The 22,194-nt window shown below is 70.2% G+C and carries 19 protein-coding genes and 1 tRNA gene; 16 read left to right on the top strand and 4 right to left on the bottom strand.

Features of this window, described 5'->3' with window-relative positions:
• Positions 1-2 precede the first annotated feature (2 nt).
• The 6 genes from IEY73_RS16800 (at position 3) to topA (ending at position 7,911) form a co-directional block, all read left to right on the top strand.
• Positions 3-377, top strand: a complete 375-nt coding sequence (locus IEY73_RS16800; RefSeq protein WP_189080158.1) for an STAS domain-containing protein — start codon at positions 3-5, stop codon at positions 375-377.
• Positions 374-814, top strand: coding sequence for an ATP-binding protein (locus IEY73_RS16795; protein ID WP_189080157.1), 441 nt, complete (start codon positions 374-376; stop codon positions 812-814). The genes IEY73_RS16800 and IEY73_RS16795 overlap by 4 nt, the downstream gene beginning before the upstream one ends.
• Positions 815-1,162: 348 nt before the next feature.
• Complete coding sequence (locus IEY73_RS16790; RefSeq protein ID WP_189080156.1) at positions 1,163-3,529, top strand: sodium-translocating pyrophosphatase; 2,367 nt, start codon at positions 1,163-1,165, stop codon at positions 3,527-3,529.
• A 95-nt stretch (positions 3,530-3,624) separates the two neighbouring features.
• Positions 3,625-4,188 carry a hypothetical protein gene (locus IEY73_RS16785; protein WP_229715891.1) on the top strand — a complete coding sequence of 188 codons (564 nt, stop codon included), beginning with the start codon at positions 3,625-3,627 and terminating at the stop codon, positions 4,186-4,188.
• Positions 4,179-4,874 (top strand): hypothetical protein, encoded by a 696-nt coding sequence (locus IEY73_RS16780; RefSeq protein ID WP_229715890.1) that lies wholly within the window; start codon positions 4,179-4,181, stop codon positions 4,872-4,874. Before IEY73_RS16785 ends, IEY73_RS16780 begins: the two co-directional genes overlap by 10 nt.
• Before the next feature lie 214 nt (positions 4,875-5,088).
• Positions 5,089-7,911, top strand: coding sequence for a type I DNA topoisomerase (topA, locus tag IEY73_RS16775; RefSeq protein WP_189080155.1), 2,823 nt, complete (start codon positions 5,089-5,091; stop codon positions 7,909-7,911).
• 15 nt (positions 7,912-7,926) lie between these two features.
• Here topA and IEY73_RS16770 read toward each other — a convergent pair whose 3' ends face one another.
• Positions 7,927-9,246: a D-arabinono-1,4-lactone oxidase gene (locus IEY73_RS16770; RefSeq protein WP_189080154.1), complete on the bottom strand. Its 1,320-nt coding sequence runs from the start codon at positions 9,244-9,246 to the stop codon at positions 7,927-7,929.
• A 137-nt stretch (positions 9,247-9,383) separates the two neighbouring features.
• Here IEY73_RS16770 and IEY73_RS16765 point away from each other — a divergent pair, with 137 nt between their 5' ends.
• Complete coding sequence (locus tag IEY73_RS16765) at positions 9,384-10,013, top strand: TetR/AcrR family transcriptional regulator (RefSeq protein ID WP_189080153.1); 630 nt, start codon at positions 9,384-9,386, stop codon at positions 10,011-10,013.
• Between the two features lie 70 nt (positions 10,014-10,083).
• On the opposite strand, the gene IEY73_RS16760 is transcribed toward IEY73_RS16765, so the two are convergent.
• Positions 10,084-11,289 (bottom strand): amino acid deaminase/aldolase, encoded by a 1,206-nt coding sequence (locus IEY73_RS16760; RefSeq protein ID WP_189080152.1) that lies wholly within the window; start codon positions 11,287-11,289, stop codon positions 10,084-10,086.
• 243 nt (positions 11,290-11,532) lie between these two features.
• Between IEY73_RS16760 and tmk the strand changes: the two genes are divergently transcribed.
• The 6 genes from tmk (at position 11,533) to IEY73_RS16730 (ending at position 17,670) form a co-directional block, all read left to right on the top strand.
• Complete coding sequence (gene tmk, locus IEY73_RS16755) at positions 11,533-13,740, top strand: dTMP kinase (protein ID WP_189080256.1); 2,208 nt, start codon at positions 11,533-11,535, stop codon at positions 13,738-13,740.
• Between the two features lie 19 nt (positions 13,741-13,759).
• On the top strand, positions 13,760-14,992 hold the full coding sequence (locus tag IEY73_RS16750) for a DNA polymerase III subunit delta' (RefSeq protein ID WP_229715889.1): 1,233 nt from the start codon (positions 13,760-13,762) through the stop codon (positions 14,990-14,992).
• Positions 14,993-15,115: 123 nt separating this feature from the next.
• Positions 15,116-15,442 carry a YbaB/EbfC family nucleoid-associated protein gene (locus IEY73_RS16745; RefSeq protein ID WP_189080150.1) on the top strand — a complete coding sequence of 109 codons (327 nt, stop codon included), beginning with the start codon at positions 15,116-15,118 and terminating at the stop codon, positions 15,440-15,442.
• 1 nt (position 15,443) lies between these two features.
• Complete coding sequence (locus IEY73_RS16740; protein WP_189080149.1) at positions 15,444-15,740, top strand: type VII secretion target; 297 nt, start codon at positions 15,444-15,446, stop codon at positions 15,738-15,740.
• Positions 15,737-16,366 (top strand): hypothetical protein, encoded by a 630-nt coding sequence (locus IEY73_RS16735; protein ID WP_229715888.1) that lies wholly within the window; start codon positions 15,737-15,739, stop codon positions 16,364-16,366. Before IEY73_RS16740 ends, IEY73_RS16735 begins: the two co-directional genes overlap by 4 nt.
• A gap of 467 nt (positions 16,367-16,833) precedes the next feature.
• The gene (locus IEY73_RS16730; RefSeq protein ID WP_189080147.1) at positions 16,834-17,670 is read left to right on the top strand and encodes a PSP1 domain-containing protein; all 837 of its coding nucleotides are present in this window, start codon (positions 16,834-16,836) and stop codon (positions 17,668-17,670) included.
• Positions 17,671-17,696: 26 nt separating this feature from the next.
• On the opposite strand, the gene IEY73_RS16725 is transcribed toward IEY73_RS16730, so the two are convergent.
• Positions 17,697-19,493: a metallophosphoesterase family protein gene (locus IEY73_RS16725; RefSeq protein ID WP_189080146.1), complete on the bottom strand. Its 1,797-nt coding sequence runs from the start codon at positions 19,491-19,493 to the stop codon at positions 17,697-17,699.
• A 105-nt stretch (positions 19,494-19,598) separates the two neighbouring features.
• Between IEY73_RS16725 and IEY73_RS16720 the strand changes: the two genes are divergently transcribed.
• The 3 genes from IEY73_RS16720 (at position 19,599) to IEY73_RS16710 (ending at position 21,053) form a co-directional block, all read left to right on the top strand.
• A tRNA-Thr gene (locus IEY73_RS16720) sits at positions 19,599-19,672 on the top strand.
• 453 nt (positions 19,673-20,125) lie between these two features.
• Positions 20,126-20,458 carry a helix-turn-helix domain-containing protein gene (locus tag IEY73_RS16715; protein WP_229715887.1) on the top strand — a complete coding sequence of 111 codons (333 nt, stop codon included), beginning with the start codon at positions 20,126-20,128 and terminating at the stop codon, positions 20,456-20,458.
• Between the two features lie 16 nt (positions 20,459-20,474).
• Positions 20,475-21,053 (top strand): VapC50 family PIN domain-containing toxin, encoded by a 579-nt coding sequence (locus tag IEY73_RS16710; RefSeq protein WP_189080145.1) that lies wholly within the window; start codon positions 20,475-20,477, stop codon positions 21,051-21,053.
• A 455-nt stretch (positions 21,054-21,508) separates the two neighbouring features.
• Here IEY73_RS16710 and IEY73_RS16705 read toward each other — a convergent pair whose 3' ends face one another.
• Positions 21,509-22,030, bottom strand: a complete 522-nt coding sequence (locus IEY73_RS16705; protein WP_189080144.1) for a hypothetical protein — start codon at positions 22,028-22,030, stop codon at positions 21,509-21,511.
• Between the last annotated feature and the right edge of the window lie 164 nt (positions 22,031-22,194).

The following is a 22,194-nucleotide window of genomic DNA, read 5'->3' as shown; positions in this document are numbered from 1 at the left end:
CGATGGAGCTGTCGCTGGCGACCCGCACCGTCGATGGGCACACCGTGCTTGAGGTCGGCGGCGAGGTCGACGTGTACACCGCTCCGAAGCTTCGTGAGCGCCTGGTGGAGCTGGTGGACGCCGGCGCCCGCAACGTCGTGGTGGATCTGGGCCGGGTCGAGTTCCTCGACTCCACCGGTCTCGGCGTGCTTGTCGGCGCGCTCAAGCGGCTGCGCGCCGCGAGCGGCACCTTCGGGCTGGTGTGCGCCAAGGAGCCACTTCTCAAGATTTTCCGGATCACCGCCCTGGACCAGGTGTTCCCGATCTACGCCTCGGTAGAGGCGGCCACCACCGCCACCGCGTCCGATGAGCGTGACGGCCGCGGTCCGGCAGCGTGATGGCGACGGTCCGATTGTCTTTCTCACCGGCGCCGGTGCACGTGCGCACCGCGCGGCTGGTCGGGGTGGCGGTAGCCCGGCGGGCCGGGGTGGCCGAGGAACTGCTGGACGAGGTGCGGCTGGCGATCGGCGAGGCATGCACGCGCGCGGTCGCGCTGCACCGTCAGTACGGCCTGGCAGATCTGGTCACGGTGGAGATGTCCGACACCGAGTCGTACACCGTACGTGTGATCGATCATGCCCCGATCGAGGCGAGCGTCGGCCTGACCAAGCTGCCGCCGGACGAGTTGGCGGACGAGTCGCTGACCGATGAGGCGCTCACCACGGGTGTGGGTTTCGCGTTGCTCGCCGGGTTCGTCGACGATCTGCAGGTGCGTCCCGTCGAGGAGGGCACCGGCACCGAGGTCCGGATGGTGTGGCCGGTCGCCCGGCGCTGAGACAGGCACGGGGACAGGCGCGGGCGAGTGGACGTCTGCGCCCAGCGCCGGAGCGCGGCCCGGACCGGTGACCAGAAGCGGCACCGAGAAGAGCGCAAAGGTGCCAGCTAAGCCAGAGAAATCGGTAAATACCCCGACATCAGGCACTTAACATAGCGGCGAACATCACCACGACACGGCCGCGCCCGGGTGTGACCGGCGCCACCTGGGCCGATACAGTACGCGAGTTATCAGCTACTGCTCCTGGTCCCGCGTCCGTGGGACCCAGTTGTCGTTTCCCCCCGACCGGGGGATGCGCCCGACGGACTCGTCCGCCGCCGGGTGCGGTCGGTGTACAGGAGGACATTGATGTCCGGGACCTCCACAGTCCTCGCCGCGGAAAGCGGTGGGGTGTCCCTGAGCGGATCGAACGTCACATTCGTCATCGTCGCGGTGGTCTTCGCGCTGGTGGCGTTGGGCTTCGCCGCAGCGTTCGTCAAGTCGGTGCTCGCCGCCGGCCGGGGCACCACGAATATGCAAGAGATCGCCGGCGCGGTGCAGGAGGGCGCGTCGGCATATCTGTTCCGCCAGTTCAAGACGTTGGCGATCTTCGTCGTCATCGCGGTCGTGCTGCTCTTCCTGCTGCCGGTGCACAACACCGACAACGAGATCGCGGTCAAGATCGGCCGTTCGCTGTTCTTCGTGGTCGGCGCCGTCTTCAGCTCGCTCATCGGCGGCTGGGGGATGGCTCTGGCAACCCGCGCCAACCTGCGCGTGGCCGCCGCCGCCGGGGAGGCCGGCGGCCGGGAGAAGGCCATGGGCATCGCCTTCCGCACCGGCGGCGTGGTCGGTTTCCTCACCGTCGGGCTGGGACTGTTCGGCGGCGCGCTGGTGGTCTGGATCTACGGTGGTGACGCGCCGACCGTGCTGGAGGGCTTCGGCTTCGGCGCCGCCCTGCTGGCCATGTTCATGCGGGTCGGCGGCGGCATCTTCACCAAGGCCGCGGACGTCGGCGCCGACCTGGTCGGCAAGGTCGAGCAGGGCATCCCGGAGGACGACCCGCGCAACGCCGCGACCATTGCGGACAACGTCGGCGACAACGTCGGTGACTGCGCCGGCATGGCCGCAGACCTCTTCGAGTCGTACGCGGTGACGCTGGTCGCCGCACTGATCCTGGGCTCGGCGGCGTTCGGCCAGGACGGCCTGGTCTTCCCGCTGATCGTCTCCACCGTGGGTGTGGTCATCGCGATCGTGGGCGTCTTCATCACCCGCCTGCGCCCGTCCGACCGCAGCGGCCTGGCGGCCATCAACCGGGCGTTCTACATCTCCGCCGTGCTCTCGGCGATCATCGTCGCGATCGTCAGCTTCGCCTACCTGCCCTCCTCATTCGACGGGTTCGGCGCGGACGCCGGGATCGCCGCCGACGTGGCGGACAGCGGTGCCAACCCGCGCTGGGTGGCCATCGGCGCGGTCGTCATCGGCATCGTGCTGGCCGCCGCCATTCAGGCGTTGACCGGGTACTTCACCGAGACCGAGCGCCGTCCGGTGCAGGACATCGGCAAGTCGTCCCAGACCGGGCCGGCCACCGTGGTGCTGGCCGGCATCAGCGTCGGCCTGGAGTCGGCGGTCTACTCGGCGCTGCTGGTCGGCGCGGGGGTGTACGGCGCCTTCCTGCTCGGCGGTTCGTCGCTGATCTTGTCGCTGTTCGCCGTCGCGCTGGCGGGCACCGGCCTGCTCACCACGGTCGGGGTCATCGTCGCGATGGATACGTTCGGCCCGATCTCGGACAACGCGCAGGGCATCGCTGAGATGTCCGGCGACATCGACGACAACGGGGCAAAGATCCTGACCGAGCTCGACGCGGTCGGCAACACCACGAAGGCGATCACCAAGGGCATCGCGATCGCGACCGCCGTGCTCGCGGCGACCGCGCTGTTCGGGTCGTACGTGAACACCCTGCGCACGTCGCTCTCCGATGCGGGCATCGCGGCCGACCAGATCGGCGCACAGGTCCTGGACCTGCTCAACATCGCCAACCCGCGCAACCTGGTGGGCCTGCTGGTGGGCGCGGCCGTGGTCTTCCTGTTCTCCGGTCTGGCGATCAACGCCGTGTCCCGGTCGGCGGGAGCGGTGGTGATGGAGGTGCGCCGGCAGTTCCGGGACTTCCCCGGCATCATGGATCGCACCCAGCGCCCGGAGTACGGCCGGGTGGTCGACATCTGCACCCGGGACGCCCAGCGTGAGCTGCTCACCCCCGGCCTGCTGGCGATCATGGCGCCGATCGCGGTGGGCTTCGGATTGGGTGCGGGCGCGCTGGCCTCGTACCTGGCCGGTGCGATCGGCGCCGGCACCCTGATGGCGGTCTTCCTGGCCAACTCGGGCGGTGCGTGGGACAACGCGAAGAAGCTGGTCGAGGACGGCAACTTCGGCGGCAAGGGTTCCGAGGCGCACTCGGCGACGGTCATCGGCGACACCGTCGGCGACCCGTTCAAGGACACCGCCGGTCCGGCGATCAACCCGCTGCTCAAGGTGATGAACCTGGTCTCGCTGCTGATCGCGCCGGCCGTGGTGACGCTCGGCATCGGCACCGACGCGAACACCCCGGTGCGTGTGATCATTGCGGTGGTGGCCGCGCTGATCATCGTTGCCGCGGTGGTCTGGAGCAAGCGCAAGCCGGTCTCCATGGGCGAGCAGGCGGCGGTCGACGCCGCCGAGTCCGAGCCGGTCGGCGCCTGAGAGGGCGGATGCCTCAACGCGGGCACCCGGCTTCGCGGCCGGGTGCCCGCGTCCGCCTTCCCGGCGTGTCGGACCTTGCCCGTACGCTGCATGACATGCGATCGGGTCGAACGACACCCCTCCTCGTTCTGCTCCGCGCGGTCGCCGTCCCCGTGGCTGCCGTCAGCCTGGCCGTCGTCACCTTGGCGGGCTGTGCGACCGGTCCGGGGGCGCGCGCCTGGGCGACCTCCGTGTGCACCGCGCTGGCGCCGTGGCGCACCGAGATCGGCTCCCTCACGGACAAAACGCAGCAGCAGATGACCGCCAAGACCACCCCGGCCCAGGCCAAGGAGAACCTGATGCGCCTGTTCGGCGGGGCCGAGCAGGCCAGCGAGAAGGCTCGGGTCGGCGTGCACGATGCGGGCGTGCCCGATGTGGACGGCGGCGAGCAGGTCGCGGAGAGTTTCGAAGCCGCACTCGGCGCCATGCGTGACGCGTACGGGCGTGCCAAGAGCGGCATCGAGGCGCTGCCGACCACCAAGTCGGAGACCTTCTACGCGCGGGTCGCGGTCGTGGTGCAGCGGCTGCAGACGGAGTATGAGCAGAGCGCCCCGGACACGAGCAGGCTGGACTCGGCGGAGTTGAAACGGGCGTTCGATGAAGTGCCGGAGTGCCGCTGACCATGACCGACGCCGGGTGGCCGCTGATACCGCGGGAGGTGCTGCCCGCGCCGGTGGAGGCTGTGCGCCCCGCGCGTCGTCGTCCGGACCCGGTCGTCGACGGCGGTCGTCAGTTGCCTTTCTTCGGGGCGGAGACCACCGAGCCCGCACCCGCCGACCTGGTCGGCCTGCTCGCCGGGCCGGGGCGGCTGGAGCGGATGGGCGGGACGGCCCGGGTCTCGGTGATGGTCGACGCGGCCTGGCGGGTGCATGTGCTGGTGTCCGAGCTGGTCGGGCGCGGCCTGGTGGTGAACTGGGCGCCGGTTCCGGGCGAGGGTGCGGAAACCCCCGGTCCTGCCGGGTTCCGGGTGCGTACGGCCTACTCCAGCCGGCTGAGCGGCCTCGCGCACGGCTGGCCGCCGGGCGGTGGCGGCCGGCTGTTCCTCAGCGGCCCGCGGTTGCGCCTCTGGGTCGCTGCGGCGGGTGAACCGGTCCCGGACGGGTACGCGCTGCGACTGGACCCGGACGGCGGCGCGGAGATCGCGCACGCGGCGCTTGTCGAGGTCGGGCTGGGCGGCACGGTGTCGGATACAGGACCGGCATACCTGATCAGCGGGCGAAAACGTCTCGCGTTGCTCGCGGAGATGGTAGGTGAGCGGCCGGAAACCGCGCCCGCCGCGATGTGGCCGGGTGCCGCAGCAGCGTGATCTTCCTGGATTGTGTGCGACACGACAACCTGTTCCCGGTGTACCGTGTCGCCGTTGGACGCGTGCGGTGGCCGGACCGTTACCATCCGGCTCCCGAGCTGCCCGGGGAGTGCGTTCTCGCTCGGCGCGTTACCTTGAACGTCTGTGCGCCGTCGCGTAACAGGCGGAGCGCCGAGCGAGTGCGAAGTGTGCCAGCGTGAAGTATGGGAGTGCCGTGCCGAGTAACACCAGGACGACCCGTCTGGTCATCGTCGAGTCCCCGTCGAAGGCCAAGACGATCGCCGGTTACCTGGGCCCCGACTATTACGTCGAGGCCTCCTTCGGCCATGTCCGGGATCTGCCCCGCAGCGCCGCCGATGTGCCCGCCAAATACAAGGGCGAGCCGTGGGCGCGGTTGGGCGTGGACGTGGACAACGGCTTCCACGCGCTCTATGTGGTGTCGCCGGATCGCAAGGCGCAGATCGCCAAGCTGACCAAGCTGGCGAAGGAGGTCGACGAGATCTTCCTCGCCACCGATGAGGACCGCGAGGGCGAGGCCATCGCGTGGCACCTGGTCGAGACGATCAAGCCGAAGGTGCCGGTCCGCCGGATGGTCTTCCACGAGATCACCCGGCCGGCCATTCAGGCGGCGGTGGCGAACCCGCGGGAGATCGACCGCGACCTGGTGGACGCTCAGGAGGCGCGGCGCATCCTGGACCGGCTGTACGGCTACGAGGTCAGCCCGGTGCTGTGGAAGAAGGTGATGCCCCGCCTGTCCGCCGGGCGGGTGCAGTCGGTGGCCACCCGCATCGTGGTCGAGCGGGAGCGTCAGCGCATGGCGTTCCGGTCGGCGGAGTACTGGGACATCAACGCGCAGCTTGCCGTGCAGGGCAAGACCGACGGTCCGGGCAGCTTCCACGCCACGTTGATCGCGCTGGACGGCGACCGGATCGCCACGGGCAAGGACTTCGAGCCCACTACCGGGCAGGTCAAGGCCGGTTCCGGGGTGGTGCACCTGGACGGGGACGGTGCCCGGGGGCTGGCCGCCCGGCTGGAGGACCGGCCGTTCACCGTCACGCGCGTCGAGGAGAAGCCGTACCGCCGCCGGCCGTACGCGCCGTTCATCACCTCGACCCTCCAGCAGGAGGCGTCCCGCAAGCTGCGGTTCTCCGCGTCGCAGACGATGCGTGCCGCGCAGCGCCTGTACGAAAACGGGTACATCACCTATATGCGTACGGACTCGGTGAACCTCTCCGAGACCGCGCTGAGCGCCGCGCGTCGGCAGATCGCCGAGCTGTACGGCGAGCGCAACGTGCCGACGCAGCCGCGCCGCTACACCGGCAAGGTGAAGAACGCTCAGGAGGCGCACGAGGCGATCCGGCCCGCCGGGGACAACTTCCGCACCCCGGGCGAGGTGGCCAACGAGCTGTCCGCCGACGACTTCCGCGTCTACGAGCTGATCTGGCGCCGGACCATCGCGTCGCAGATGACCGACGCGGTCGGGAACTCGATAAGCGTCCGGATCCGGGCCGTCTCCACGGCGGGCGAGGAGGCCGACTTCGGCGCGACCGGAAAGACGATCACCGACCCGGGCTTCCTGCGGGCGTACGTGGAGTCGTCGGACGACGAGAGCGCCGAGGCCGAGGACGCGGAGCGCCGGCTGCCGAACCTGACCAAGGACCAGCCGCTGACCGCGGAGGAACTGGCCGCGGTCGGGCACCACACCACGCCGCCCGCCCGCTACACCGAGGCGTCGCTGGTCAAGGCGCTGGAGGAGCTGGGCATCGGCCGCCCCTCGACCTACGAGTCGATCATGCGGACGATTCAGGATCGCGGCTACGTGGAGAAGCGCGGTCAGGCGCTGATCCCGTCCTTCCTGGCGTTCGCGGTGATCGGCCTGTTGGAGGGCCACTACCCACGGCTGGTGGACTACAACTTCACCGCGGCCATGGAGACCCAGCTCGACGACATCGCCGGCGGCGACCACGCGGCCCTGGACTTCCTCACGTCCTTCTACTTCGGCAGCCAGAAGGCCGGCGGTGACGATGCCATCGCCAAGGCGGGCGGCCTCAAGAAGATGGTGACCGAGAACTTGAGCGCGATCGACGCGCGCTCGATCAACTCGATCCCGCTCTTCACCGACGAGACCGGGCGCACCGTGGTGGTCCGGGTCGGCCGTTACGGGCCGTACCTGCAACGCCAGACGCCCGGCGTCACCGACGAGTCGCCGGACGACCGGGTGTCCATCCCGGAGGGGGTGGCGCCCGACGAGCTCACCCCGGAGAAGGTCGATGAGCTGTTCCTGGGCGGCGGCGGCGAGCGGGTTCTCGGCGACGACCCGGACACCGGCGAGGCGGTGCAGCTCAAGTCCGGGCGCTTCGGGCCGTACGTGCAGGCGGGCGAGCGCCGGTCGTCGCTGTTCCGGTCGCAGTCGCCGGATTCGGTGACCCTCGCGGACGCCCTGAAGCTGCTCACTCTGCCCCGCATGGTCGGCAAGGACCCGGAGGGTGCGGAGATCCTGGCGGCAAACGGCCGCTATGGGCCGTACGTCAAGCGGGGCGACGACTTCCGCTCGTTGGACAGCGAGGACAAGCTGTTCACGGTCACCCTGGACGAGGCGCTGGCACTGCTCGCCGCCCCGAAGGCCCGTCAGCGCCGGGCGGCGGCCCCGCCGCTGCGGGAGATGGGCAACGACCCGGCCACGGAGAAGCCGCTGGTCATCAAGGACGGGCGCTTCGGGCCGTACGTGACCGACGGGGAATACAACGCGTCGCTGCGGCGCGGGCAGACGCCGGAGGAACTCACCCTGGAGCAGGCCTCGGAGATGCTGGCCGAGAAGCGTGCCAAGGGGCCGGCGCCACGCAAGAGGTCCGCGAAGAAGGCGGCCAAGAAGACGACGTCCGCGGAACCGGCCAAGAAGGCGGCGAAGAAGACGGCGGCTGCCAAGACGGCCACGCCGGCCAAGAAGGCGGCCCCGGCCAAGAAGGCGGCGTCGGCGAAGAAGGCCGCTCCGGCGAAGAAAGCCTCGGCGCGGACGTCGGCCTCCGCCGCGGAGTGAACGAGCCCGCGGTGCTCAGGCGCCGAGGACCCGGTCCAGGTAGGGGTTGGTGAACGTCCGTTCCGGGTCCAGCCGGTCGCGGGCGGCGAGGAAGTCGTCGAACTTCGGGTACGCCGCGCGCAGCGACGCCGCGTCGCGGTAGTGCATCTTGCCCCAGTGCGGCCGTCCGCCGAGCGGCGCGCAGACCTGCTCGACCGCGCGGAAGTACGGCTCGTACGGGCGGCCGCGGAACTGGTGCACGGCGATGTAGGCGGACTCCCGTCCGTACCCGTGCGACATCCAGACGTCGTCTGGGCCGGTGAAGCGCACCTCGACCGGGAACTGCACCTGGAACGGCAGGTCGTCGATGATCCGCGGCAGCGCCGCGAGCACCTCGGGCATGGCTTCCCGCGGGATTTCGTACTCCATCTCGGTGAAGCGCACCCGGCGAGGCGTGCAGAAGACCCGATCGGACCGGGCCGTGTAGGTCCGTGCGGTAAGCGCCCGCGCGGCCACCGCGTTGATGGCCGGCACCGCAGCGGGGACCGCCCGGCCGACCAGGCAGGCGCCGTGGAGAGCGGTGTTGGCCAGCAGTTCGTCGTCGAGCCAGCCGCGGAACGCGGACAACGGCCGGTCGTCATCCGGTGCGACGTTGTTGCGCTTGAGCTGGGCACGGTTCGTGTACGGGTACCAGTAGAACTCGACGTGCCGGTTGGCGGCGAGGAACTCGTCCAGCCCGGCCAGCACGTCGGCGAGGACCATCGGGCGTTCGTCGGCGAGCAGCGTGAAGGCGTCCACGCAGCGCAAGGTCACCTCGGTCATGATGCCGAGCGCGCCGAGCCCGAGGCGAGCCGCCGGGAACAGCGGTGAGTCGGCGGTGATGCGCTCGACGGCACCCGATCCGGTGACAAGAGTGACCGCTTCCACGCATGAGGCCAGAGTCGAATACCCGACACCGGTGCCGTGCGTGCCGGTCGACACGGCGCCGGCGACGGTCTGCGCGTCGATGTCTCCGAGGTTCGGCAGGGCCATGCCTTGCGCGGCCAGCAGGGTGTTCAGCGCGTACAACGGCATTCCCGCTTGAACCGTGACAAGGTGGTCCTTCTGCGAAATAGCCACAGGACTCGCTAAGCGGTGCAATTGCAGTCTTTGATCTTCGGCCGCGGCGATCGCCGTGAATGAATGTCCGCTGCCTACCGCCTTGATCCGCCGCCCGGAGCCGGCGGCCTGTTTGACGAGAGCCGCCACGTCGTCGACGCTGCCGGGAGCGAAGACATCGGCGGACATCGCTTCCTGATTGCCGCCCCAGTTGCGCCAGCGGCGCGATCCGACCGGAGTGCGACGGTCACTGGTCATTCCGGGCTCACCCTTCCGCCGAGCGGCCAGTCATGGCACGTCGAGAATGCCGCGTGACCACGGCGTCCCGTCGATGCTCCTCGCTCGTTGATCCGAGTAACGTTCCGATTATCACTGCTGAGAGGGAGTGGCGACGCGTGTCGACACCAACCGTCACCACCGGGCCGCTGCGCCGCGTTCCGGTGCAGGGAAGAAGCGTTGCCCGGGTCCAGCGCATGCTCGACGCCTGCGCGGAACTGGTTGATGAGGTCGGGTACGAGGGACTGACCACGACGCTGCTGGCCGAGCGGGCCGAGGTCGCCATCGGCTCGGTCTACCAGTTCTTCCCGGACAAGCGGGCCATCGTGCAGGCGCTCGCCATGCGCAACATGGACGCCTATCTGCAGGGCCTGTCCGCGCGGTTCGCCAACGAGACGTTCGCCCACTGGTGGGACGGCGTCGACGCGGCGATCGACGTGTACATCCACATGCATCGCAGCGTGGCGGGATTCCGGACGCTGCACTTCGGCGACGTGGTCGACATGCACCTGCTGGATGCCGAACGGGACAACAACGCGGTCATCGCCGAACGCCTCGCCGAGCTTTTGGTCGAGCAGTTCCGGCTGCTGGACCGGGACCGGCTGCGGTTCGCGTTGCTGATCTCGGTGGAGGCCGCGGACGCGTTGATCAAGATGGCGTTCCGCCGGGACGTGGCAGGCGACGAAGCGGTGATCGTCGAAGCGAAGGCGCTGATCCGCGAGTACCTGCACCGGCACGTGTCCGCCTGATGCCGGGCCCGGCCGGGACTCCCGGCCGGGCCACCCCGGCCGGCGTCGGGTGACGGGCCGGCGGAGCGGCTCACCCGAGGAAGGCATGGCCTTCCCCGCGATAGGTCGGTACGGGTGTGGTGCTGGCACCGTCCACCAGGTGTACCTCGTTGACGTGCTCAGACAGCTCGCCCGCCTTGGCATGGCGGAACCACACCCGGTCGCCCGGGCGCAGTTGCTCGGCCGCCGCGCCGACCAGGGGCGTCTGCACCTCCCCGGCGCCCTCGTCGCGCCGGTAGCGCAGCCCGGACGGCAGCCACGGCGTCGGCTGCCGGGAGGGTCCGGTCGGCCCGGAGGCGATCCAACCGCCGCCGAGCACGGTGGCGATCCGCGGCGCGGGCCGCCGGACCACGGACAACGCGAAGAACGCCGACGGGGTCGGCTGCCAGGCGCTGTACTGGTCGAACAGGGTCGGCCCGAAGAGCCCGGATCCGGCCGCGACCTCGGTCACCGCGGGGTCGGCGGCGGTCTGTGCCAGGCTGCCCGTGCCTCCGCCATTGACGAATTCCAGATCGGCGTGTTCGCGTACGGCGGCCACCGCGGCGGCCCTGCGCTCCAGCAGCTCGGCGTTCGAACGGCGCTGCATGGCGCGGATCGCCCGCCCGCGCACGGCCTGGCCCGACGGCATGTCGCCGACGCCCGCGATGTGCGCCTCGTAGCTCATCACCGCGACGAGGCGGAACCCCGGCCGGGCGGCGATGCCGCGGGCCAGCGCGCCGGCCTGTTCCGGGGAGTGCACCGGAGAACGCCGCACGCCGACATGCACCGGGCCGCCGGGACGCCAAGACGCGTCCAACTCCAGGCAGACGCGGATCTCCGGACGCCCGCCCGGGGCGGCGACCTGGTCGATCAGGTCCAGATGTGCCGGGTGGTCGACCATGACGGTGATCGTGGCGGCCAGGTCCGGGTCCGCGACAAGCTCGGCGAACGCGGCGCGATGCACCGACGGATATCCCACCAGCACGTCGTCGCTGACGCCACGCCGGACGAGCCAGATCGCTTCCGGCAGGGTGTACGCCATCACCCCGGACCATCCGGGCCGGCGCAGCACGCGTTCCACCAATGCCCGTACGCGCACCGACTTGCTCGCCACTCGGATCGGCTTTCCGGCCGAGCGTGCGGCCAGGGCGGTGGCGTTCGCGTCGAAGGCGGCCAGGTCCACCGCCGCCACCGGCGTCTCAAGATGCCCGGTGGCGCGATCCAGCCGCTCACGGAGCGCAATACGTTCGGCGATCACAGCGGCACCGTAGCGCCTTGACGAGCAATGCGAAATGCCTTCACTTATTCGCCACTCGATGGTGCGTACACCCGTTGAGCAGCGGCCTACGGTTACAGTGCTCCCGGTAGTGCACACGGGGAGGTATCCGCCATCGACAGCGAAGCCAGCGCACCGCGTACCGATTCCGGGCCGGTCGACCTCTCCGGTGGGGCCGCCCTACGGTCGGTGCTGCGCATCCGGCCGTTCCGGCGGCTCTGGCTGGTGCTCAGCGTCGCCTCGTTCGGCGACTGGATCGGCACCCTGGCCACCGCGTTGTTCGCCTCCCAGCAGGTGCAGGGGAGCGTGGCGCAGGGCAGCGCCTTCAGCAGCACGATCGCCATCCGCCTGCTCCCGGCGCTGCTGCTCGGGCCGATCGCCGGCGTCATGGCGGACCGCTTCGACCGTCGCTACACCATGGTCGTCTGCGACATCCTCCGCTTCATCGTCTATGGATCCATCCCGGCCGTCGCGCTGGTCAGCGACTCCGGTGTGCTGACCGTCACCTGGGCGGTCGCGGCCACCTTCCTGGGCGAGACGATCACCCTGATGTGGATCCCCGCCAAGGAGGCCGCGGTACCCAACCTCATCCCGCCGGCCCGGCTGGAGGTCTCCAACCAGCTCACCCTGATCACCACGTACGGGATCACGCCGATCCTGGCCGCGCTGGCGCTTGCCGCGCTGGACGGGGTGGTGCGCGGGCCGATCGGCGGGCTGCCCTACTGGGCGCAGCCGGTGCAGATCGCGCTCTACGTCAACGCCCTGTCCCGCGCGGCGACCGCAGCGGTGGTGTTCTTCGGCATCAAGGAGATCAGCTCGACGAGCACCGAGCGCCGGCAGAAGAACGCCGAGCAGAGCATGTTCCGGCAGTTCGTCGAGGGCTGGCAGTACATCGGACGTACGCCGTTCGTGCGCGGCCTGGTGCTCGGCATCTTCGGCGCCTTCGCCGGCGCCGGCATCGTGATCGGCACGGCGCGCTTCTTCACCGCCTCGCTCGGCGCCGGCGACGCCGCGTTCTACCTGCTCTTCGCGACCCTGTTCATCGGCCTGGCGGTGGGCATCGGCCTCGGCCCGATGATCGTCAAGGAACTCTCCCGGCGGCGCTGGTTCGGCATGAGCATCGTGCTCGCCAGCGGCGCCGTCGGTTTCCTCTCGGTGGCCTTCCACCTGTCCATGGCGCTGTTCGGTGCGGTGTTCGTGGGCGCGGGCGCCGGCATGGCCTTCCTGGCCGGCGTCACGCTCCTCGGTGGCCAGGTCGGCGACGAGGTACGCGGCCGGGTCTTCGCCGTGGTGCAGATCGGCGCCCGGCTGGTCCTGCTGCTGGCCATCTCGATCGCCGGCGTGCTGGTCGGTCTGGGCAGTTCCCGCACGGTCGGCCTGGGAAGTCTCTCGGTGGACGTGTCGTCCACCCGCGTGCTGCTGCTGGTGGCGGGCGTCCTCGGGGTGTGGAGCGGCATCAGCGCGTTCCGGCAGATGGACGACAAGCGCGGTGTGCCGGTGCTGGCCGACCTGTGGGGGTCGGTCCGCGGGCGGCCGTTGTCACCGGCCGAGCCGTTCGCCCGGCACGGGGTCTTCGTGGTCTTCGAGGGCGGCGAGGGGGCGGGCAAATCCACCCAGGTCACCCGGCTCGCCGAGGCGCTGCGCGGCGGTGGTCACGACGTCGTGGTCACCCGCGAACCGGGTGCCACCGACGTCGGCGCGCGGATCCGCAGCCTGGTGCTGTCCCCGGCGGAGGACGGCGGGGTGCCCTCGCCGCGCGCCGAGGCGCTGCTGTACGCCGCGGACCGCGCACACCACGTCGCCACCGTGGTGCGTCCGGCGCTGGCGCGCGGTGCGGTGGTGATCAGCGACCGCTATGTCGACTCCTCGCTGGCCTATCAGGGGGCCGGGCGCACCTTGCCCGTACCGGAAGTGTCGTGGCTGTCATCGTGGGCGACCGGCGGACTCAAGCCGGACCTGGTGGTGCTCCTGGACGTCGATCCCGCCGTCGGGATGGACCGGGTCGACGCGCGGGGGGAGGGCGTCGACCGGCTGGAAGGCGAGCACCGCTCCTTCCACGAGCGGGTGCGCTACGCCTTCCTGGACCTGGCCGCCGCCGACCCCAAGCGCTATCTGGTGCTGGACGCCGCCCGTACCGCCGAGGAGATCGGCGCCGAGGTGACCCGGCGGGTCGACGGCCTGCTCTCGCAGCGCGACCGTGGGCACCCGGCCGACGCTGCCACGGGGGTGCCGCCCGGCCCGGACCTGGCGGCACCCGACCTGGCGGCACCCGACCTGGCCGCACCCGACCTGGCCGCACCCGACCTGGCCAAGGCGCCGGACGGTGCCACCACTCCGGACGAACCGATCGAGGTGCTGGAGGAGATGACCGGGAACCGGGCCGACGGGTCCGCGTCGAATCCGACCGATCGGGAGTTTGGCCGCCGCCCGTGAGCGAGCGACAATGGCGGCCGTGAAACCGTCCGTCGCCACCGATCCGGAAACCCTCCCCGCGGACGGCGTCTTCGCCGACCTGATCGGCCAGCGCGAGGCCGTGCGCGTGCTGCGGGCTGCCGCCGCCTCCGCCGCTCGGGTGGTGGCCGGCACCGCGGAGAGCGCCGGAGCGATGACACACTCGTGGATCTTCACCGGTCCGCCCGGGTCGGGGCGATCGGTGGCCGCCCGCGCGTTCGCCGCCGCACTGCAATGCGACCGGGACGGCATCGGCTGCGGGGTCTGCCACGGCTGCCACACGGTGCTCGGCGGCACGCACGCCGACGTCCGGTTCGTGGTGCCGGAAGGGCTGTCCATCAGCGTCGGTGAGATGCGCGCGCTGGTGCTGCGGGCCGGCACCGCGCCGTCCAACGGCCGCTGGCAGGTCGTGGTGATCTCGGACGCCGACCGGCTCACCGAGGCGGCGGGTAACGCCTTGCTCAAGGCCATCGAGGAGCCCCCGCCACGCACGGTCTTCCTGCTCTGCGCGCCGTCGACGCACCCGGACGACATCAGCGTCACGATCCGTTCCCGCTGCCGCGTGGTGCCGCTCGTGCAGCCTTCGGCCGACGCTGTCGCCCAGGTGCTGATGACGCGCGACGGTGTCGCCCCCGACATGGCCGCCTGGGCCGCTTCCGCCGCGCAGGGTCATGTGGGCCGTGCGAAGCGGCTCGCCGGCGATCCGCAGGCCCGCGGGCGGCGCGACGCCGTGCTGGCGGTGCCTCGTCGGCTCACCGGCGTCGGCGCCTGCTACGACGCCGCGTCGGCGCTCATCGAGGCCGCCGAGGCCGAGGCGGTGGCCTCGGTGGCGGACAGCGACGCCGCCGAGCGGGCCGCGCTGGAGCAGGCCCTCGGCGCCGGCGGCACCGGACGCGGCGCGGCGAGCGCCATGCGCGGCGCCGCCGGGCAGATCAAGGAGCTGGAACGCCGTCAGCGTTCACGGGCCACCCGGGCGCAGCGGGACGCCCTCGACCGGGCCCTTGTCGACCTGGCCGCCTTCTATCGAGACGTGCTGGTCACCACCCTTCGGGCGCCCGTGCGGGTGGTGCACGCGGACAGTGCCGAGACGTCCGGTGCGGCGGCGGGCCGCTGGGCGCCGGAAAGCACACTGCGCCGGTTGGAAGCGGTGTTGCGGTGCCGGGACGAGATCGATCAGAACGTCAAGCCGCGGATCGCGGTGGAGGCGATGATGCTCGCCCTCTGGCGCGGCTGAGAACCATCCACAGTCGACGCCGTTATCCACAGTCGACAAGGTCGGGGGTGCGCCGCTCCCGCCCAGCCGGTACGGTGCCGTAACGCAACCACGGCAGTGCTTTCGGTGAGGAGCGGCCTGCGGATGGCTCGCGAGATCGACGAGGCGTGGATCGACGAGGCGATCGATCGATATCGGCGCCTCGACCAGATGCGTGCCCAGTTCGACTCGGCGGTCGCCGAGCACGTCGTCTCGGTGCACTCGCCGGACGATTCGATCGAGGTGCTGGTCACCGCGGCCGGTGAGATCACCGACGTGCGCATCCGCGGCACGCTGCACCATCGGACGGCGGCGGAGCTCGCCCGGGAGGTGCAGGCGGTGGTGGTGAGTGCGACCGAGGCGGCGCGATGGGCCCGCGAGAAACTGCACGACGAGGTGTTCGGCTCGTTCCGGGCGATCGAGGAGGGCTGAGATGGAGATGCTCGCCGGGCAGCTCGATGCGACGGCCGACCAGCTCGCCGCCGTCGGCCGCACGCTTCCGGGGCTGATCCCGCCCGCAGCGGCGTTCGGCGCGGACTCGAGCGGCCTGCCCGGCCGGGTCGGCCGTCGTCTGCACGATCACTATGGTGCGGTGCTCGCCGCGCGGGCCGGGGAGGCCACGGACGTCGCGGAGCGGATGACCGACCTCGCCACCGCGGTGCGTGAGACGCAGCGGGACTATGAGGCCACCGACGAAGCCGTCGGCCGGCGCATCGAGCGCGAGGGATGACGATGGACCGCCTCGACGCCGTGCTGGCCACCGCCGGGCCGTTGCTGAGACGCGTCGACGAAGTGCTCGCCGCCGGTGGCGCGCCGCCCGACCACCGCGTGTGGGCCCGTCTGCGCCAGGTGCGGCTGCTGCCCGGCGACGCGGCTTATGCGATCGGTGCGCTTCGCCCGGCCGAGGCCGCCGCGGTCGTGCCGGCGGTCCGCAGTGGTGGTCACTCCTGCGCGGCGGCGGCCGTCGCGGTGCCCCCACCCCAGGGCTGGGCGGGTGCGGCGGCGTCCTCCTACGAGCAGGCGCGCCGCCGGATGGTTCGGCACCTCAGCGGGAGTGCGGACAGCCTGGATCGGCGCTTCCGGGCCACCACGGACCTGGCCGAGTCGATCGCCGGATGGATGACCGATGCACGGGCCGTCCTGGCCGGCGTGCTCGCCGGGGTGCTCGGTTCCGCCGAGGCGGTCACGTTGTCCGAGCCGGCACCGGCCGAGCCGCCGTCACGGCCCGAGACGCTGGCGGCTGCCGAGGTGGCGGCGCGGGTGCTCGACGCCATCGCGATGGCGTGTGATGACGCGGAACGCCTGATCCGGGAGTCGGCCGACCTGGCCGCGGCGGTGCCCGCGCCGACCGCCTGACGCGGTGACGGGGTGACGGGGTCGCGGTGACGGGGTCGCACGATGACGCGGTGACGGGGTCGCATGGTGACGGCGCCGCATCCCGGCAACCGGTTGCCCGGACGCGACGCCGTGACCTCCTGCACCCCCCGCAGGTCTGTACATACTCAACGCTACCGGCGGCGATTTGTCGCGGGTGACCGAATGGATCAATCCGCATGGCCGGTGGTTACCGCACGGGTGGAGACATTGATCAGCCTGATAATCGTTCCGGGCCGACGGATGGCCGATACATTCCGGCAAATCGACGAACAACGTTTCGTTAGGTGCGAGAAACGTCGCAATCCCTGCGGCGCGGACGAGGAAGATCGGCGATCCTTCCCGGGCCGCGCGACCGCCGTCGGCGGGTCCGCGCCGCGTCGGCGAGCGGGCGAGGTCGGCAAATGGCAATATTTCACACTCGGCCGTCACCGTCGTAGGGTGTCCGCATGGGCATGCTGTGCGCGGTCAGCTTCAACCGGTACGGCCGTCTCTACTACCTCGATCCCGGCGAGTTCCGTCCCGGTGTGGGCGACCGCGTGCTGGTGCCGACCGATGACGGCCCCGAGGTGGCGGAGTGCGTCTGGGCGGCGCAATGGGTCGACGAGGACACCAGCGGCTTCCCGGCCATGGCCGGCGTTGCCGAAGAGCGCGACCTGCAGCGCGACGACCAACTGCGCAAACGCAAGGCCGAGGCGAAGGTCGCCGCCAAGAAGCTGATCAAGGCGCATGAGCTGCCCATGAAGATCGTGGCCGTCGACCACGTCCTCGAACGGGGTGAGGCAGGCACCGCCCGGACCACGATCTATTTCACCGCGCCGCATCGCGTCGACTTCCGCTCCCTGGTGCGTGACCTCGGCGCCACCCTGCGGTGCCGGGTGGAGCTGCGGCAACTGTCGGCGCGCGACTCCGCCCGGGTGCAGGGCGGCATCGGCTCCTGCGGCCGGGACCTCTGCTGCGCCACCTTCCTGACCGATTTCGAGCCGGTCACCATCCGCATGGCCAAGGACCAGGATCTGCCGCTCAACCCCTTGCGCATTTCCGGAGCGTGCGGACGCCTGATGTGTTGCCTGAAATACGAACACCCGCTGTACCAGAAATTCCAGGCCTCGGCACCCGCGGTGGGCTCACGGGTCAGCACCCCGGACGGCGACGGTCGGGTGGTGGCACACAGCGTCCCTAAGGATTCGGTCACCGTTCGGATGGATGCCGACGGCTCGCGTTGCTCGTGCAGCCGTGCCTCGGTCTGCGGCCCCCGGCAGTCGCACGACGAACGCTACGGCTGAACGATGTCGTCCGCGGCCGGGCCGGCTCACTTCTTCGCGATCGGCGGTTCGATGAGGCGTACCCGCAGCGGCTCCTCCGGCTTCAGCCACGGCGTCCCCTCGGCGCCCTCCGGGTCGGCCGCCCATCGGCGGCAGATGGTGTCGATGCCGAGCGGGTAGATCGTCAGCACGCCGTCCGCGCCGATGTGCATGCGCAGGAAGCTCTTCGCGTCCTCGATGCTCTGACCCGCGTACAACTCGTTGACGTTGACCTTGAAGTGGCTCGCCGCCAGAAGGTAGAGCGCGCACAACTCCACCGCGAGCAGGCCGACGACCGGCAGGTAAAGCACCGCCGACACGACCAGGGGCGCGGGCCACGACCAATCGCGGAACGGTAGCTGCTGCCAGACCCAGGCACCGCCGGCCGCCAGCGCGACCTGCGCGATGCCGTGCAGCAACCCGAGAATCCAATGCCGGGAATGCCCATCCCGGCTGGCCCCCGGAGGCTGGGCGAACAGCACCGTGCCAGCCATGATCAACGTAACCATGAGGACCAGCGGGATGCTGAACAGGCGTTGAATGCTGCCGCCCTGGCTGATCGCGCCCGCCAACGCCAGCATGGTCAGGGTGTGGATGATGCCCAGCATGACGGCGAAGCCGGGATTGCGCATCGGCACCCTGAGAAACACGCCCCGCCCGAACCGTCGCGAGGTCGCCGCATCCGGAAAGCGCGACACCAGATCGTACGGTCGGCTCCGGCTCGCGTGGCGGGTCAGCGTGTCCTCCGGTGGCACGGTGAGCCGGTCCGGCAGGGTGTGCGTGCCCAGAAGGTAGGCCCCGCCGCCGCCGCAGGTCACCAGGTCACGATCCGCCCCGGAGAACCGCGCGTAGTGGTGCAGATCGCCGGACACCAACAGCCGCACCTGGGCCCCGGTCGGTGCGAGGATGGTCCGAATGAAGTAGTCGACCGCGTCGTACGCCTCCGGACGGTGGTCTGCCTCCGCCTTCACCCACGTCGGCGAGGGTGTCATGACGATGATGCGGTCGTCCGGCCCGACATCGTGCGCCGCCTTCTCGAAATAGCGCAACTGCGGGTCGTCGATGTAGGCGTCGAACTGCTCGTCGATGGCGAACAGCCACCAGTTCGAGGGCAGCCGGACCGCGAAGTAGGACCGGCGCTGGGGCGTGCGCCATCCGCCGATGTGGCCGTCCTTGCGCCGGGCGAAGAGGCGCAGGAAGGCGGTGAGGCCGTCGTACCAGTCGTGGTTGCCGGGCAGCACGAACAACGTCGGGTGCGGCGCCCGCGAGGTCTCCGGCAGGGCCGCGCGGTAGGGACCCTTCGTCCGATTCTCGTACGCGTCGCCGCTCGCCACCGGGTAGACCTGATCGCCGCCCATCAGCAGCACCCGGCCGCGGGGGAGTCGCCGACCCTCCACCTCCAGCTCGTGCTGCGCCAGCAGCCACGCCACCGAATAGGTCGCGTGGAAGCCGTCGCCGAGGTCGGCCACGTAGTCCAGCCAGAGCTCGCCATCGGTGCCCCGCTCGTCGAACACGTCGTCGTCCAGAGCGTTCTGCAGCTCGCGCTTGTCCAGGTAGGCGCCGAACAGGATGGCGAGCAACGCGCGCAAACCCGTGTTGAGAAGCACCAGCGGGGCAAGCCACCCCACCGGGCGCTGTGGGGTGAACCCCAGCTCACGCGGGTCGAGGCTGGCAGGTCGGCGGTGGCGCGGATGATCGGCCTCGCCTGACTCGGCAGGTGCCGACCGGGCCTCGCCTGACTCGGCAGGTGCCGACTGGGCCTCGCCTGGCTCGGGATGTGCCGGCTGGTCTCGATCCTCGATCACACATCGACAGTAGTGGTGGGGTACGACAGCCGGACCGGGCGGCGGGGGCGAGGTTCGCCTCGGCTCCCGGGACGGTCAACCGATGCCGTACACTGGTCAACCGTTGCCGCCTTAGCTCAGTCGGCCAGAGCGACGCACTCGTAATGCGTAGGTCGTCGGTTCGATTCCGACAGGCGGCTCAGAGGATGCCCTGACCAGCGGAGACGCAGGTCAGGGCATGATTTTTATCGATGAAGATTTGAGTCACACCCCCCCCCGAAACCACCTCGATACTGCCTTCAGCGAATCAAATCCCCACGAGCTTGGGGCAAGATCGCCGCTGACCGAGCAGTCTTGGTCGGCACCTCTCGGCACGGCTTGCCAGCGATTTGCCGCCGGGTCTCGCCTAATGGCATCCGTGTCCGAGTGTCGTCGTCGACGGCCACCGAACCGTGTTCGGACGGCGACTGGGTATGGGGAGCAGAGTCGTCATGGGTTACAGTTGTTTCGGATATGGCTGGTTCGAGGAGGCTGAAATGGCGCGTTCGAGCGTTCTGGGTGAGGCGACTCGTGTCGAGCCGACCTCGGATGATCGTGAGCGCGTGGAGGCGGTCGGTCGAGCAGTAGCCGGGGCCTCCCAGGCCATACTCCGGATGCCAGACGGGGAGGAAATCCCGTTGCCCGAGTCCCTGGTAGCGGTGCTGGTTGCCTCCGCGGGCCAGTTGTCGCAAGGCCACGGCGTCACGGTGCTTGCCACCGAGGTCCGCCTTACCCCCGCCGAAGTGGGGGAACTGCTCGGGTTGTCCCGGCCGTTCGTGGCCCGATTGCTGGACGCCGGCGACATCCCGTCAGAACATCTGCCTGACAGCAAGCACCGAGTGGTGAGTCTCGCGGACGTGCTGGAGTTCCAGGCACGGCGCGAACGCCGCCGGGCGGGTCGCAGACGTATCGCGGACGCGGTTCAAGCCGCCGACCTCCCCTACTGATCCCGCGGCGCTCTCAATGACCAGCAGGGTCTTCGTCGACACCAATGTGCTGTTTCCGTTCTCAGTCATGGACCTGATGCTGGCGTTAACCGAGGACGGCGTGCACGAGGTGCTCTGGACACAGGCACTGCTGGCCGAGTGGGAACGGGTCATCGTGCGCGCCGAACGCCGATCGGCTGCCTCGGCCGCTGCGATCACGGCCGCGATCCGTGAGTTTTTCGGCGACAGCGAGGTGCTCGAGCATGCGTACGTCCATCTGATCGACCGGATGCCGGGGAAGGACCCCGACGACCGGGTGCACATGGCCGCCGCCGTCGCCGGTCGTGCCGTTGCGATCGTGACCTGGAATCTCGCTGACTTCCCGGCGGGCGAACTGGCATCCCACGGGGTGCGGGTGTGTACGCCGGACGACTATCTGTGCGAGCTGCTCGACGCCTGGCCGAATGAGGTCCTCAACTCCGTTGTCCGGTTGGCCGGCGAGAAACGCCGACCGCCGATGACCGCGATCGACCTGACCAGCTCACTCGCTAAGGCTGGCGTGCCGGTACTGGCCCAGAATCTACAGGCGATGCTGACCGACCGGGGTCATTACTGAGTGTGTCCCGGGCTACCAGGGCTTGGCGTGCTGGCCGCCCGCGGCGGCCAGCCCTCCCTCACCTACCGTCTGTGTTCATCGCGGTTGACCGACGCATGCCTTGATTGGCGAGGATCGGGGGCGACAAGGGCGCGGGAAGTTGCGGCGTGTTCTTGGTCGGGTGACGTCGCGGTCGGCGGTGTCGTACGGCTCAAACCGGATGCCGACGTGCCGGAGTACGTCGAAGCGCCAGAGTCCCCGGTCGTCTCGTTTACGAGTACGGCCGAGGGTGACGTCGGCGCACAGGACTGGTTCGACCTGTCCGTGCGGGTCAGCGTCGGTGGTGAGGACGCCGGTTTCGAAGCGCTGTTCGTCGACAGGCGGCTCGGAACAGAAGCCCAGGTCATCGGCCTGGGCTTCGCCGATTGGCGAGGTCGACCACCGCAGCGGCCGGCCCGGGCTCTTCCCGTTGCCTCCTACTGCGGATCTGGTGTGCCGTTCTGCCAGATGCAGGGTGAGCTGAGGTTGACGGTGAAGTCGAGGTGGTCGCCGCGGTCGTAACCCCAGATGCCGACGTAGTAGCCGTCGGGGGTCTCCACGACGTAGTTGGGGTCCGGATCGGTGCGGCGGTCGTCGTGGAGCTGGTATTTCTGCTCCTGCCAGAACCGCACGAGAGTGGGAATCACCTGGTCGGGGCGCCAGCCGTCGTCGGCGGGTGGGACGACCGTGTAGCGGTGGTCGATGAAGATGCGACCGGCGGGCCCGTCGTCGGTGGGGTCGTCGCAGGCCGACTCGTTGCTGCCGTCGTGGTATTCGAGCGATGCGCCGCCGGGCAGGGCCGAGCCTGCCTGCCGGGCCAACTGTTCCACCCGGGCTTTGGCCTGGGCCTGGGTCGGGGTGGGTTGCAAGGCGTCCTCCGTGGTGCAGCCCGCCAGCGCCAGCATGGCGGCAGTGGTCGCGGCCAGAATCGGTCTCGTGGTGCGGCAGGGCGTTCTCATCGCAGCTTCTCCGTCTGGCCAGTGACGATGTAGGCCATGTTCTTGCGGGCGATGTTGTTGGGATCCCAGTATGCGGAGTGGGTGGCGGCTTCGTTGTCGGGGTCGCCGGGGGCGCTGGTGAAGACGTGGGCGCCGAAGTCGTCGCGGGTGGGGTCGTTGCCGTG

The organism is Mangrovihabitans endophyticus (assembly GCF_014646155.1).
Lineage (GTDB): Bacteria > Actinomycetota > Actinomycetes > Mycobacteriales > Micromonosporaceae > Actinoplanes > Actinoplanes endophyticus.
The sequence above is the reverse complement of the archived record's forward strand: the minus strand, read 5'-3'. Positions and strand labels throughout refer to the sequence as shown.